The organism is Vibrio sp. YT-19(2023) (assembly GCF_033337395.1).
On sequence record NZ_JAWOQN010000015.1, the window covers coordinates 16,281 to 31,433 of the forward strand.

The window sequence follows — 15,153 nt, forward strand, 5'->3', positions numbered from 1 at the left end:
TTTGCTCACAATGCTCGCTCAAACATAGCGTGTGAATTTTTTCGGGTCGAAAGCCGCTCGAATGGCTTCACCAATAAAGGTCACCATTACCAGAACCAGAACAATAGAAGTCACTACTGACGCAACAATCCATGGCGAATCTAAGTTTGACTTACCTTGTTGCAGTAATTCCCCCCAACTTGGTGTTGGTGGCATCAAGCCTAAGCCTAGGTAATCGAGAGCAGTCAATGCTGTGATGTTAGCTGCAATAGTGAAAGGTGCTAGGGTTACAATCATCACCATCGTATTTGGCAAGATGTGATTAAACAAGATACGTCCAGTCGATGCCCCTAAAGCACGTGCCGCCATTACGTATTCTCGTGCCGCTTCTTTATAGGTCATGGTCCGCATGTACCATGTCATCCCCATCCAAGTGAAAAGCACGTTAATAGCGACAAAGAGAGCAAACGTCGGTTGAACGATTGAGACAAGAATCATAATGACGTACAAAAACGGGACCATTGACCAGATTTCGATAAGTCGCTGTACAAACAAGTCAAATTTACCGCCCCAAAAACCCATAGCACAACCGACTGCAGTACCGATCGCGTAGGAAATGGCCATCGTAAGCAACGCAAATCCCATCGCCGTTCTGAATCCGTAGACAAGTCGCGCCAAAATATCGCGACCTATCACATCTGTACCTAAATAATGCTTATTTTCGGCGCTAGGTGCTGTTGGCGGGAAATCACCACTAAAATCTTGTTCATATGGGTTCCATGGCACAAGCGGCAAAATAACAAAGTTGTCGCCCCCTTCGGCCTCAAACGCTTTTTGCAGTACGCGATAATCCGCTTCGCTGGATGACTCTTGGCCGAATTCGCTACCTAAACGTACGTCACTGACAACAGGAAAATAGTAGCTACCATCGTACTTGACGACTAGCGCTTTACTGTTAATCAAAAGTTCGGCGAATAGAGAAAGGATCAACATGATAGAAAGAGCAACAAACGACCAATAGCCTCGTTTGATCTCTTTAAAGTGACGAATTTTCTTTTGAGTTAATGGACTAACTTTAATCATGTTACGCTCCAAACTTCACACGTGGGTCGACTAAAGCAACACAAATATCTGAAATAATGTTACCAATGAGCAGCAACAGCGCATTAATGGCGACAATACCCATAACAACAGGGTAATCACGCTCCATGATTGATTCGTAACCCAATAAGCCAATGCCATCAATATTGAAGATAACTTCAATCAGGAAGGCACCGGTCATGAAGAACAACAAAGAGTTACCAAAGTGACTTGCGATTGGAATTAAGCTGTTACGCAACGCGTGCTTACGAACTGCTTTTTTGAAAGGTAATCCTTTCGCAATTGCGGTGCGGATGTAATCTGAGGAAAGGTTTTCCATCAGGTTATTTTTCATTGTCATCGTCAGCGTGGCAAAATCACCGATGAGGTAACAGATCAAAGGCAACACCGCATGCCACATAATGTCTTTAGTGCGTTCAAAGAAGGTTTCGTAATCGTCGAAGTCATCGCCGACAAAGCCTCCCATCGGAAACCATTCCAAGTGATAACTAAATAACGTGATCAGCAATACACCCACCACATAACCTGGTAGCGCGTAGCCTACGAAAATGAGTACTGAAGAAGCGGAATCAAACACAGAACCGTGCTTGAGCGCCTTATAGTAACCAAGAGGAATCGAGATAAAATAACTAATAAAGAAGGTCATGCCGCCATAAAACAACGACACTGGCAAACGCTCTGCGATCATGTCCGAGACAGGCTCGTAGTAACGCGTCGACTCGCCAAGATCTAGCATTACCAAACGACTTAACCACTCGACGTACGCTTCCGTTACAGGTTTATCCAGGCCATAAAACGCATTCAGCTCCGCGATTTGATCGTCAGAAAGGGCCGTGTTACCACCCGCAGACGTCATTGATGCGGCGCCGTCCCCCTGGGACTGCATTTGTGACAACATGCGTTCAACAGGTCCGCCAGGCACGAAACGAGTGATAGCAAAGATGAGAATAGTTATCCCGAGAAACGTTGGGATAACCAACGCCAAACGGCGTAAAAAGTACGACAGCATATACAACTTGCTCCTTGTCTACTGTCCAGTTCAAACGGAGTGAAAGAGGATATTTTCCGCCCAAAATGGTGCATATTTATCTCGTAGTAACTAAAACTGTTGAAGCACACTCCCTGCGCCTCAAGAGCTAGACTTTTCTACTACTGCAATAATTTCAGCGTCATATTTATCTTGAATCCACATCAGCTTCAAGTGTTTGAAACCAAAACATGACAAACTTCCTTCGATGTCGAAAAACAGAAATGTTTTTGTAAAAAATTATAAAAAACCACAAAAATAATTCATACAGAATATCAATCTAGGCTGTTTAGAGCCAAAACCCTACATAAAAATGCACCCTACACACATAAATAGACACATAATCCAAGGTTATATTTGACCTAAAAATACGAGTGAGCCCTTTAACCGCAATGGGTATCATATTTTGATACCACCTAATAAGTTCGAGCTAACAAAGTATGGATTCGATATAAAACTCATCTCAGAACAATTCACTGGAAAAATATCTTTTTCCAGATTCAATTACCCACTAAAAAACCATAGGCAAGATAAGTCATTAAAGTTTATAAGAAACACAAAATACGGTGTTTTATTGAAATTTAATATCGATTCATAAACATTATTCGGTTTTTTATTCCGCCTTTTAAATAAAGCCTGGTTATTTACATCTTTTTTACATTTAAGCATCCCCGTTTACCACTGGTTTGACTTCCTTTTTTCATCTCGGTTATACATTGGCCGAACGTTAACGAAATATTAACGTCACATTTGGCCGCTATGCGGCCAGACATAGGAAATAATAATAATCGGAGCAACAAGGATGTATAAAAACACAACCGCTTTATCTGTTGCGATAAGCCTTGCTTTGGGGACGGCAGCAGTTGCAGCCCCAGCAACAGCACTGGCAGAAGAGCAGCAAGTTGAAAAACTTCAAAAGATGAAAGTTACTGGTTCGCGTATCTCCACGACGGATATGGAAGGTCCTTCACCAGTTACTGTTATTAATAGTAAAGACATTGAGTCTAAAGGCTTTAACAGCGCGCAAGACGTATTGAACAGTTTGACCCAAAACACAGGTGGTGTAATGGCTCAAACAGACTCTTTCTCGTTTACACCAGCAGCGCAGTCAGTCAACTTACGTGGCCTTGGCGCGTCACGCACATTGATTCTTATTGATGGCCGTCGTCTTCCTCAATACCCGCTAGCACAAAATGGTACATCTAACTTCCAAGATATCGGCCAAATCCCTGTCGCCGCCATTGAGCGTGTTGAAGTAATGACCGACTCAGGTTCTGCTATCTACGGCTCCGACGCAATCGGTGGTGTCGTAAACTTCATTTTAAAGAAAGACTTTGATGGCGTTTCTGTAAAAGTACGCGCGGGTGACGCGACGGATGGTGGTTACCAAAATGGTCGTTTAGACGTTGTAGCTGGCAAAAACTTTGACGACAAACGTATTCTCTTCGTTGGCCAATTTGCGGGCAACGAAATGCTAAAGCAATCTGACCGAGATGATTGGGCTGGCGATGACGGTTCTAGCCGTTCTCAGCTAAGTGGCTACTCTAGCTACGGTGCAAACTTTGAAGGCGCCAACGGAACACTTCTAACACCAGCTGATGCAGGTTCTTCATGTAAAGAAGTCGTTGGTGATGCCGCGATTGAACGAGCGGATGGAAAGTGTGGTGTTAACCGCTCTGCGTACCGAACATTAAAACCAGAAAACAAACAAGTAGACCTACTTTTACGTGGTGAAATGGACATTAACGACAATGTCACTGCCATGGCAGAAGCCCGTTTTGGCTACAAGTCTACAGAATCTGAATTCGAACCTAACCCTTACAGCGTAGAAGTTGATGCCACTCACTTCCGCGGCGAAGGCGAATACACTCGCCGTATGGTCGAATTTGGACCACGCGAAAGTAACACTGAAGCCGATTCTTTTGGCTTAACCTTAGGCTTGAACGGCCTGCTTGCTGATACGTATGATTGGGACCTATCAGCTGGTTACTCTGAGCAAAGCGTTGAAACAAGCAACCCAGCAATCTTCCTAACTCTCGACCAAGCTGTACAAAATGGTGATGTCGATCTTCTAGGGCCTATCTCTCAAGACGTTGTAGACAAATACAGCGGCACTTCAAGCAAAGAAGCTTACTCAAAGCTTTACTCTGTTAACGGCTCACTGGCTGGTGATTTGGTTGAACTTCCTGCAGGTATGTCTGGCTTTGCTGTTTATGGTGAATGGAACCGTACTGACTACAATGAGACGATTGATGCTACAACAGCAGCGGGTGGTTTCTCTGGTCTAGGTGGAACATCAGGCGGCGGTGACCGCGATCAGATTGGTCTTGGTGTTGAAGCTCTTATTCCTATCATTGAAGATTTAGAAATGACTGTCGCTGGTCGTTACGACCACTACTTCGACGACTCGGCAACTGGCGGCGCATTCACTCCTAAAGTAGCCCTAGCATACCGTCCTACTGACACCCTATTGCTACGTGGTAGCTACGGTCTAGGCTTCCGAGCTCCAGACTTGAAGCGACTATTTGGTGATCAAACTCGAGGCTTTGGTTCTGGTTTTGACCCTGTGCTTTGTGCCAACGCTGGTGGTAGCGGCCCACAAGATAAAGATAAGTACCCAGAGTGTGATACTCAGTACTTCGATACGCTTAATGGCCCTAACTCTGAGCTGAAAGAAGAAACAAGTACAAACATTAACTTGGGCCTAGCGTGGGAGCCTGTGGATGATCTTGGTGTAACTGTTGACTGGTACCACATCAAGATGGAAGACGTCGTAACAGCACCAACTTACCAAGACGTAATTAACGATCCAGGTAAATACCCAGGTACTGAAGTCGTTCGTAACCCAGATGGCACCATCAAGTCGGTATCCTATGGTCCAGTGAACCAGTCGTATGAAGAGCGTTCTGGTATTGACCTAGCGATCAAATACGCATACGACACTAATGAGTTCGGTTCATTTAACACGCGTGTTGCTGTAACGAAGATCTTGATTGCTGAATATCAAGAAAACGACAGCGAGCCTGTAACGGATGAAAGAGATTTCATGCCTGAATACACCGCAACGTTAAATCTTGGCTGGGCATATGAAGATGTCGCTATCAACCTATTTGGTAAATACCGCGACCGTATGTGTTCAAGCTACGCAAACCGTTACTACTTTGATGACTGTGATTCTGCTAAAAAAGCGGGTTACAAAGCAGAAATCGCTAGTATGACAACGTGGAACCTAACGGCTTCTTACCAATTCAACGAGAGTGGTCGTGTAACTCTTGGTGCTATCAACATGTTTGACAAAGTACCGCCTGCAGATCCTCTAAGCGATACCTCTCCATTCTATGCAACTGGGTATGACGATCCAATCGGACGTCAGCTATACGTCGAGGCATCATACGACTTCTAAAAAATATTTGGCGCGGGTTTTCCGCGCCCTTTTCGACTGACTAAAACACTGACAAGGATGCAACCATGAAATTCAAGGAATTTGGTCTCAGTGCCATAGCTGCAGCATTGCTTACTATCAGTAGTAGCTCTATAGCGGCCAACTCTGGTGCTGTCGTTTCCACACAAGCAAAAGCAAATCAATCTTCAGAAGCTTCGCAACAAAAAATCGACAATTATGCCGAAAGTACTGAAGGCATGTTGGCAGAATACAAAGGCTTACTACGTCAAATCGACAGCATGAAAGTCTACAACGAGCAAATTAATCGTATGGTTCAATCACAGCAAGGTGAATTGGACTCATTAAATAACCAAATAGCTCAGATCGATCAAACGGCAACAGAAGTAGTGCCACTAACACTTAAAATGATCGATGCACTCGATGAGTTTGTGACTCTCGATCTGCCTTTCCAGAAAAAAGAACGTAATAAACGTGTCCAAGAACTGCGTCGTCTCATGGATCGCGCCGACGTAACGACTTCTGAGAAATTCCGTAAAGTGATGGAAGCCTACCAAATTGAAGAAGGCTTCTCTCGCTCAATTGAATCTTACAAAGCTAGCCTAGATAGAAATGGGGAAACCGTGACTTACGACTTCCTACGTATTGGTCGCACGGCGCTTTTATTCCAATCTCCAGACGGTGGTGAGACAGGTATGTGGAACCAACAAACACGTCAATGGGAAACATTACCGGAAAGCTACCGCATAGCGGTACAGCAAGGCCTTCGTATCGCGAAGAAGCAAGCGCCACCAGCGCTAATCAAATTGCCTGTATATGCTGGGGAGGAATAAGAGATGAAAGGATTCAAAACTCTAGCCGCTGGTCTACTAGCGAGCTTATTTATGGTTTCAGGCGTACAAGCAGAAACGCCTAAAAACCTATCTGAACTACTCAAAAACGTAAAATCAGAAAGCATCGTTGAGTCAAAAGAGAACAAAGCCCGTGAAGCTGAGTTCAAGAACAACCGAGATAAGCAAGCGGCATTATTGCAACAGGCTCGTGAAGAGCTAGCTTCACAGCAAGCACTGGGCGATCAACTTAAAGCGACATTTGATGAAAACGATAAGCAGCTGACTGAACTAACAGAAACCTTACGTGTTCGCTCTGGTACTTTGGGCGAAATGTTTGGTGTGGTCCGCCAATATGCGGGCGAGTTTAAGGGCTTATTTGCTGCCTCTCAAAACGCTGTTCAGTTCCCAGAGCGTGACGCTCTACTAACGAAACTGGCTGAAAGCAAAGAACTGCCATCAACACAAGAGCTAGAAGCATTCTGGCATACCATTCTTCAACAAGTGGTTGCCTCAGGCGAGACAGCAACAACCCAAGCAACGGTTGTTTATGGCGAAGGTAAAGAAGCGGTTCGCGATGTTACTCTTGTCGGTGAATTTAACGCGATTGCCGATGGTAAGTACGTTACTTATGTACCTCAAACAGGTAAGTTCGAAGAACTCTCTCGACAGCCTCGCACCAATATTACACGTCATGTTGCAGGCTTTGAGTCAGCGTCAAACAGCTATGAGCCACTGTTTATTGACCCATCCCGTGGTGTAATTCTGTCTCTACTTGTACAAAGCCCTACCGTTCAAGAACGTATTGATCAAGGTGGCATTGTAGGTTACGTCATCCTTGGTATGGGTGCAGTTGGCGCTATCATTGCTCTAGTTTGCTTCCTACGCCTTCAAGTGATTGGCGGTAAAATGCGTAAGCAAGCGAAATCAGAAACCGTGATTCCTGGTAACCCTCTGGGTGAAGTTATCCAAGCTTACCAAGAACACAAAGGTGACAACCTTGAAGATCTTGAAGCGAAACTGGACGAAATCATCCTACGTAACGCACCGAGCATTGAACGCTTTATCAGCTCAATCAAACTGTTCGCTTCTGTAGCACCACTTCTAGGTCTACTGGGTACGGTTATGGGTATGATCGGTACGTTCCAAGCAATCACACTATTTGGTACAGGTGATCCTAAGCTAATGGCTGGCGGTATCTCTGAAGCACTTGTTACTACGATGCTTGGTCTGGTTGTCGCAATTCCTCTACTGTTCCTGTACACCATCGTACACAGTAAAGGTCGTCGTTTGGTTCAAACTCTTGAAGAACAGAGTGCAGGCTTCATCGCTCGCTATCAGGAAAAACTACATAAAGCCGAAAGCTAAGGAGGCGTTATGTGGTGGTTAGTTGGAGAACTTGAATCAATTAGGCGCTTCTTGGGAATGGGTGGCGATGTACTCGTCGCCATCTTCATCCTCAGCTTTATGCTTTGGGCAGTATTGTTAGAACGTTGGTTCTATTTTGCTGCCGTCGCTCCAAAAGCCATGAAAAAAGCCGTTGGCTCATGGCAGGGGCGATCAGAGCACCAGAGCTGGAACGCTAAGATGATCCGACAAGAAATTGTTTCTCGTCAGGACATTGAGAATAAAAAGGGCCTACCAATCGTCAAAGTATTGATTGCGCTTTGTCCCTTACTGGGTTTGCTCGGCACCGTTGTTGGCATGATCCAAGTATTCGACATCTTAGCGGTAACAGGAACAGGAAGCCCTCGAGCAATGGCCTCGGGGATCTCAAAGGCAACAATCCCAACTTTAGCCGGGATGGTGGCTTCTCTATCAGGACTGTTCTTTAGTTCACGTCTTGATCATTTAGCCAAAGTCACAACGCAAAAGCTGGAAGATAAGCTAAAGCATATTGCCTGAGTAAATGGAATTAGAGGTATAGGTCATGAAAAGACGCTATAGCAGTGATAGCAGTGATGAAACCGCTATCGATATGACACCGATGCTCGACATCGTATTCATCATGTTGATCTTCTTTATCGTAACAACATCGTTCGTAAAAGAAGCTGGTCTAGAAGTAAACCGCCCGACGGCAAGCTCTGCGCAAACCGTGAAAAAAGGTAACATCATGGTCGCAGTTGGTGCGGCGGGTGATGTTTGGGTTGATAAACGCCGCATCGAAGTGGACGCGGTTCGCGCGAATATTGAACGTCTTCGTGCAGAAAGCCCTGATGGCGCAGTTGTTATCCAAGCCGACACTGAAGCAAATGCTGGCGTAGTCGTGAAGGTTATGGACCAGATCAAAATGGCAGGTGTAGAAAGCATCTCCATTGCCGCAACCAATAAGGATTAAGCTTATGCGGTATCTGGCCTCAATTGCACTGGCGCTCATTGTCTCCCTCGGGTTGTTCTGGGGGATGGACAAGCTAGTAAACAAAGAGCGCCACGAGTTAGTGTCGAATGATGACCTGCGTATGGTCGAGTTTATTCGCATTAAACCAGACGAAAAAATACAGGAGAAAAAACGCGAACTTCCAAAGCCACCACCGCCTAAGCGTCCGCCGCCGCCGCCAGAAATGAAAGTGACAGCGACAGTAAAACCGGTGATGGAGCAGACCCCAATGGATATGCCAAAGCTTGACCTACCCGTAAATGTTACAGGTGGTTCGGTGCTTGGACATTATAGCCAGGGTGGAGGTGCGCAACTCGCGGGTAGCGGAGGTCCAACACCTCTAGCGACATTCCAACCTCAAATGCCTAGGAAGGCTGCGAAAGCAGGAATAGAAAAAGGGGTCGTCTTATTAGAGTTTACTGTAAACGCACGTGGTGCCGTAGAGGACATCAAAGTTCTTAAAGAGCAACCACGACGCTTAGGCCTCGGTCGAGCGGCAAGAAAAACAGTCTCTAAATGGACATTTAAACCAAAATTGGTTGACGGGAAACCTGTTAGCTCGCGCCTATCGCAAGAAATAGAGTTCTCAACCAATTAAGGAGTCACGATGAAAAGTTTATGGAAAAGCAAAGTGGCTTCTTTAATTCTCTTCGCAGGAGTGGCAATGACCGCTCCTACGATGGCAAAAGAAGCTCCTCAGTTATCAGATCGGACATTTCGAACCGTTAACAAAGTGCAAGAGTTGATCGCAACTGAAAAATATTCAGCAGCGAAAGAAAAACTAGCAAGCGCTTTAGAAAGTACAAGTTCGAAAAAATACGACCGAGCAGTTTTACTTCAGCAGACTGGCTTTTTGTATTCGCTACAAGACAATTATGTGCAAGCAGCAAAATACTTTGCCGAAGCATTACAGCTCGACGCACTTCCCGTTCCTGTTGCTCAACAAGTTCGCTACAGCTTGGCTCAGCTTTACCTAGCTGAAGAAAAGTATACGTTGTCTGTAAAAACGATGAAGGAATGGTTCAAGGTTGCAGAAACAACCAAAGAGAAGCCTCAAGCTCATGCTTATATCACGTTAGCGAGCGCTTATGTTCAGTTGGAAGATTACAGAAATGCAATCCCACCAACCCAAAAAGCCATCGCGATGAGCAAGAGCCCAAGTGAGTCTTGGTACTTAATTCTCGTTGCCTCACACTACGAGTTAGGCCAGCTGAAAAGCGTTGCCAGTGTACTCAAAACTCTGACTTCAAAGTACCCTCAGAAAAAGCGTTACTGGATGCAACTTTCTGGTGTCTACATGGAGCTAGGCCAAGAGCGCAACTCTCTAGCCACCCTAGAAATGGTTTACAAAATGGGGAAACTAGAAGGAGAGAAGGAATATTTACGCTTTGTAAACTTCTTGGCTTATCAAGGTATTCCATATAAAGCAGCCAAAACTCTTGAAAAGGAAATGGCAGCTGGAAACATTGAAAAGACGAAGGAAAACTATGACCGCCTAGCCAGTTTCTGGCAGCAAGCTAAAGAGCTAGATAAATCAATTCTCGCTTATAAAAAGTCATATAACCTCGCTCCTTCTGCTAAAACGCAAATTCAGATTGCTCGCTTAATGATACAAGACAAGCAGTATTCTGAAGCAACTCTTTTTGTAGAAAGCGCAGCATCCAGTGCCTCTAAAGAGCAAAAGGCAGAACTTGAATACATTCGCGGGATGGCCTATTTCGAGCTTAAGCAGCCACAAAAGGCCTTGCAGGCGATGAAAGGCGCTGCTCAATCGCCAAAATTCAGGTCAACCGTTAGCCCTTGGATAAATTTCCTAGAGTCTCAAGGATAATTCGAAGATTAAGTGTGAGTCAGTCGCACGCCTGGGGAAGTGAAAGCTTCCCCTTTTTTCCGTCTTATCTTAATTACCCCCTATTTTTAACCAGAGTCACTCACGCAAGCCAAATCGGGACTCTAAACCTAAAATCAGCACACTAAACGGTTGTAGAAATGGTTTTAATAACAGAGTGCGCGGATGGTAAGTCCTGTACCACGCTCCTTCTTCGCTGTTTAGGAACACTCTGCCGTAAGTAACTATTTCATCTGGGACGATCACAGACAGAAAGATCAACTGGTAACAAAATAGAGATCATGATACTCTTCGCCTCCATTTTTCTGGCGGGATTATCACCAATATCCACCCCTTTGGTGGTTGATTTCTCAATGCCAGTGCTATCGTTATAAGAATGTCGAACTTTCCTTCGGCACTCAATCAATCCAATCAAAAGTGGAACAGTACAATGGGCAAAGGTACTCTCTATATCGTATCTGCACCTAGCGGCGCAGGTAAATCTAGCTTGATCTCAGCGATGTTGGAACGCAACCCAACCTACGCAATGAAAGTGTCTGTGTCTCACACCACGCGCAACATGCGACCTGGTGAAGAAAATGGTGTCCACTACCATTTTGTAGCGAAAGATGAGTTTGAAGCCCTGATCGCTAAAGGTGACTTCCTAGAATACGCAGAAGTGTTTGGTAATTATTACGGCACATCTCGTGTATGGATTGAAGAAACACTAAATAAAGGTATCGACGTTTTTCTAGATATCGACTGGCAAGGCGCACGCCAAATCCGTGAACAAATGCCAGAAGCCAAAAGCATCTTCATCCTGCCACCATCAAACGGTGAGTTAGAGCGTCGCTTGAACACTCGTGGTCAAGATAGCGATGAAGTGATCGCAAAGCGTATGGCTGAAGCCAAGTCGGAAATCTCTCATTACAACGAGTACGACTACGTGATCGTAAACGACGATTTTGATACCGCTTTGATGGATTTTAAAGCTATCTTGCGTGCTGAAAGATTGAAGGAAGAAAAGCAAGCTGCTAAATATAAAGGTATGCTTGACGCGTTGTTAGCAGAGTAACTTCAAAAAAGTCACGCTGTAAAACATAAAGAATTTCCCGTTTTTTGCCCAGTGCGAAAGACACAATAAACTACCTGAGAAAGTCCACAAACGGTGGCTTGTCTAATTGCTAGTAAATAAAGTAGTTAGGTTGTATACTTTCTCGTCATTCTAAAATTTTAGTTAACTATTTGGAGTCCTCATGGCACGCGTAACTGTTCAAGACGCTGTTGAAAAAGTTGGCAACCGTTTCGACCTAGTACTGATTGCGGCTCGCCGCGCTCGTCAAATGCAAACTGGCGGTAAAGATGCACTAGTGCCAGAAGAGAACGATAAGCCAACGGTTATCGCTCTACGCGAAATCGAAGAAGGTTTAATTACTAAAGAAGTTCTAGACGCTCGTGAACGTCAAGAACAGCAAGAGCAAGAAGCGGCAGAGCTAGCGGCAGTAAGCAGCATCGCTCACAACCGTTAATTCTGACTTTAGAATTCAACAACCTCCCGGGCCTATAATTTGTATCTATTCGATAGCCTCAAAGACGTTGCCCAAGAATACCTAACAGAGCCTCAGATTGAGGCTCTGCGTCAATCTTATGTGGTAGCGAGAGATGCCCATGAAGGGCAAACCCGCTCTAGCGGTGAACCATACATCATCCACCCTGTCGCTGTGGCTCGTATCTTGGCCGAAATGCGCCTTGATATCGAAACCCTCCAAGCTGCTTTGCTGCATGACGTCATTGAAGACTGTGATGTAACTAAAGAAGATCTCGAAGAGAAATTCGGCAACACTGTCGCAGAATTGGTTGATGGTGTATCTAAACTGGACAAACTCAAATTCCGCGATAGGAAAGAGGCTCAGGCTGAAAACTTTCGTAAGATGGTTCTGGCCATGGTGCAAGATATCCGCGTCATTCTGATCAAACTGGCTGACCGCACGCACAACATGCGTACGCTTGGCGCGCTTCGACCAGATAAAAAGCGTCGTATTGCTCGTGAAACGTTAGAAATTTACGCGCCCCTCGCTCATCGTCTTGGTATTCACAATATCAAAACCGAACTCGAAGAGTTGGGCTTTGAGGCGCTATATCCCAACCGCTACCGCGTACTAAAAGAAGTGGTTAAAGCCGCACGTGGTAATCGTAAAGAGATGATCCAACGCATTCACAGCGAAATAGAAGGCCGTCTGCAAGATTTTGGCTTGAATGCTCGCGTCGTTGGTCGTGAGAAAAACCTGTTCTCTATCTACAACAAGATGAAAACCAAAGAACAGCGCTTTCACACCATCATGGATATCTATGCGTTCCGAGTCGTTGTTGATACCGCTGATACTTGTTATCGCGTTTTAGGCCAAGTACACAGCTTGTATAAGCCACGTCCTGGTCGCATGAAAGATTACATCGCGGTACCAAAGGCGAACGGCTATCAATCGCTACACACTTCCATGGTTGGCCCACACGGCGTACCTGTTGAAGTTCAGATCCGCACTGAAGATATGGATCAAATGGCGGACAAAGGTGTCGCGGCACACTGGTCTTACAAAGACAAAGGCGACAAGTCTGGTACCACTGCGCAAGTGAAAGCTCAGCGTTGGATGCAAAGCCTGTTAGAGCTACAACAAAGCGCGGGTAACTCATTCGAATTCATTGAAAACGTAAAATCCGATCTTTTCCCAGATGAGATTTACGTCTTCACACCAAAAGGTCGTATCGTTGAACTACCTTTAGGCGCAACGGCTGTCGACTTTGCCTATGCCGTACATACCGATGTAGGCAACTCTTGTGTTGGTGCTCGTGTTGATCGTAACCCTTACCCATTGAGTAAGGCATTGAAAAACGGTCAGACAGTGGAAATTATCAGTGCCCCTGGTGCGCGTCCGAATGCGGCATGGCTGAACTATGTCGTGACTTCTCGTGCCCGCACTAAGATTCGACAAGTACTGAAAACGATGCGTCGTGAAGAGTCGATTACTTTAGGTCGTCGCCTACTTAATCACGCACTTGGCCGTCACTCGATTGATTCAATTTATCCAGAAAATATCCAAGAAGTCTTGAATGATCTTCGCCTAGAAAGCATCGATGATTTATTGGCTGCTATTGGATTGGGTGAGTTGATGAGCATTGTGATCGCACGTCGTCTCCTTGGTGACACCGAAGAGCTCACGACAACAAGTTCAATCCCAACGGACTCGAAGAAGAAGCTTCCGATTCGTGGCGCAGAAGGCTTATTGCTGACGTTTGCAAATTGTTGTCATCCTATCCCAGATGATCACATTATTGCTCACGTATCGCCTGGTCGTGGTTTGGTTGTTCACCGAGAAACATGTCCGAACGTTCGTGGTTATCAGAAAGAGCCAGACCGTTATATGGCTGTCGCTTGGTCTGAAGACTACGATAAAGAGTTCATTGCTGAACTTAAAGTCGACATGCTTAACAACCAAGGTGCTCTTGCAGAACTTACCAACGTGATCTCGAAAACAGGATCAAACATTCATGGCCTTTCAACGGAAGAACGTGATGGTCGTCTATACACTGTGACTGTGCTGTTGACGACGAAAGATCGTGTCCACCTTGCTGGTATCATGCGTAAGATTAAGGCAATGCCTCAAGCAACCCGAGTCAGACGCAGAAAGAACTAACCTCTATCGCCACCTACTCTGTTAGGTGGCGATTTTTTATACCTCAATAAATATGAACCTAGAACGTTACAACCGTATTCACCAAGTCCTAAAAACTCGCCAAACTGATCTGACACTTTGTCTCGAAGAAGTACATAAGCCAAACAACGTCTCTGCTGTGATCCGCACCGCTGACGCGACAGGCTTACACAAAGTTCACGCAATTTGGCCAGACAAAATGCGTACGCTGAGCCATACCTCAGCTGGCGCGCGTAACTGGGTTGAAGTGGATACTCACGATTCGATTGAAACTGCGATTACCGAACTCAAAGCGCAAGGTATGCAGGTTTTGGTGACCAATCTTTCGGACACCGCCGTCGATTTTCGCGAGATCGACTACACCAGACCAACGGCAATCATTTTAGGCAGTGAAAAAGTTGGCGCTTCGGAGCAAGCCAAACAGCTTGCCGATCAAGACATTATTATCCCAATGGTGGGCATGGTGCAGTCACTAAACGTATCGGTTGCCAGTGCCGTAATTTTGTATGAAGCGCAACGTCAACGTGAAGCCGCAGGCATGTACGACCGAGAAGAAAGCGCTCTGCCTAAAGAGACAATCAACCGTATTCTCTTTGAACGTGGTCACCCAGTGCTGGCAAAGGTCGCGAAACGAAAAGGGCTCGTTTACCCACCACTCGATGAAGAAGGTCAAATCATCGCCGATGACGCGTGGTGGCAAGAGATGCAAAGCAAGTAACAGACTTTCGTCATCCTGAACGGCGGCGAAGGAGCGTGGTTCAGGATCTAATTCTCAAATATACAGATGCTGATAGTGTTAACTTCAGCGACATACTTGTTGGAAATAGAATCGTGATGTCGCTAAAGCTCCTCGGAATGATAGGTTATCAGTCAAATCATGACACTAACTAAAGCATGACTATTT

Annotated in this window: 13 protein-coding genes; 11 read left to right on the forward strand and 2 right to left on the reverse strand. The window is 45.4% G+C overall.

The annotated features are described in order from the left end of the window. Positions 1-18: 18 nt before the first annotated feature. Both R7E78_RS12760 and R7E78_RS12765 read right to left on the reverse strand, forming a co-directional pair. Positions 19-1,062 carry an ABC transporter permease gene (locus R7E78_RS12760; protein ID WP_005379369.1) on the reverse strand — a complete coding sequence of 348 codons (1,044 nt, stop codon included), beginning with the start codon at positions 1,060-1,062 and terminating at the stop codon, positions 19-21. A gap of 1 nt (position 1,063) precedes the next feature. Further along, entirely contained in the window at positions 1,064-2,089 is a 1,026-nt protein-coding gene (locus R7E78_RS12765) for an ABC transporter permease subunit (RefSeq protein ID WP_005379368.1), read from the reverse strand. An 820-nt stretch (positions 2,090-2,909) separates the two neighbouring features. Here R7E78_RS12765 and R7E78_RS12770 point away from each other — a divergent pair. From R7E78_RS12770 to trmH, 11 genes are all read left to right on the forward strand, one after another. Next, the gene (locus tag R7E78_RS12770; RefSeq protein WP_047103765.1) at positions 2,910-5,510 is read left to right on the forward strand and encodes a TonB-dependent receptor plug domain-containing protein; all 2,601 of its coding nucleotides are present in this window, start codon (positions 2,910-2,912) and stop codon (positions 5,508-5,510) included. Positions 5,511-5,575: 65 nt separating this feature from the next. Continuing rightward, a complete protein-coding gene (locus R7E78_RS12775; protein WP_005379365.1) occupies positions 5,576-6,340 on the forward strand; it encodes a DUF3450 domain-containing protein in 765 nt (254 codons plus the stop codon). Between the two features lie 3 nt (positions 6,341-6,343). Further along, the gene (locus R7E78_RS12780) at positions 6,344-7,705 is read left to right on the forward strand and encodes a MotA/TolQ/ExbB proton channel family protein (protein WP_005384750.1); all 1,362 of its coding nucleotides are present in this window, start codon (positions 6,344-6,346) and stop codon (positions 7,703-7,705) included. Positions 7,706-7,714: 9 nt separating this feature from the next. Beyond that, positions 7,715-8,242 carry a MotA/TolQ/ExbB proton channel family protein gene (locus R7E78_RS12785; RefSeq protein WP_005379363.1) on the forward strand — a complete coding sequence of 176 codons (528 nt, stop codon included), beginning with the start codon at positions 7,715-7,717 and terminating at the stop codon, positions 8,240-8,242. 25 nt (positions 8,243-8,267) lie between these two features. Then, positions 8,268-8,675 (forward strand): ExbD/TolR family protein, encoded by a 408-nt coding sequence (locus tag R7E78_RS12790; protein ID WP_005379359.1) that lies wholly within the window; start codon positions 8,268-8,270, stop codon positions 8,673-8,675. Between the two features lie 4 nt (positions 8,676-8,679). After that, entirely contained in the window at positions 8,680-9,312 is a 633-nt protein-coding gene (locus tag R7E78_RS12795) for an energy transducer TonB (RefSeq protein WP_005379353.1), read from the forward strand. A gap of 9 nt (positions 9,313-9,321) precedes the next feature. Beyond that, positions 9,322-10,545 carry a tetratricopeptide repeat protein gene (locus R7E78_RS12800; protein ID WP_005384736.1) on the forward strand — a complete coding sequence of 408 codons (1,224 nt, stop codon included), beginning with the start codon at positions 9,322-9,324 and terminating at the stop codon, positions 10,543-10,545. Positions 10,546-10,993: 448 nt separating this feature from the next. Further along, positions 10,994-11,617, forward strand: a complete 624-nt coding sequence (gene gmk, locus R7E78_RS12805) for a guanylate kinase (RefSeq protein WP_005379347.1) — start codon at positions 10,994-10,996, stop codon at positions 11,615-11,617. Positions 11,618-11,798: 181 nt separating this feature from the next. Then, a complete protein-coding gene (gene rpoZ, locus R7E78_RS12810) occupies positions 11,799-12,071 on the forward strand; it encodes a DNA-directed RNA polymerase subunit omega (protein WP_005379346.1) in 273 nt (90 codons plus the stop codon). Positions 12,072-12,110: 39 nt separating this feature from the next. Then, complete coding sequence (gene spoT, locus R7E78_RS12815) at positions 12,111-14,231, forward strand: bifunctional GTP diphosphokinase/guanosine-3',5'-bis pyrophosphate 3'-pyrophosphohydrolase (RefSeq protein WP_005379340.1); 2,121 nt, start codon at positions 12,111-12,113, stop codon at positions 14,229-14,231. A 52-nt stretch (positions 14,232-14,283) separates the two neighbouring features. Then, positions 14,284-14,967 (forward strand): tRNA (guanosine(18)-2'-O)-methyltransferase TrmH, encoded by a 684-nt coding sequence (trmH, locus tag R7E78_RS12820; RefSeq protein WP_017635001.1) that lies wholly within the window; start codon positions 14,284-14,286, stop codon positions 14,965-14,967. The last annotated feature ends 186 nt before the right edge of the window (positions 14,968-15,153 follow it).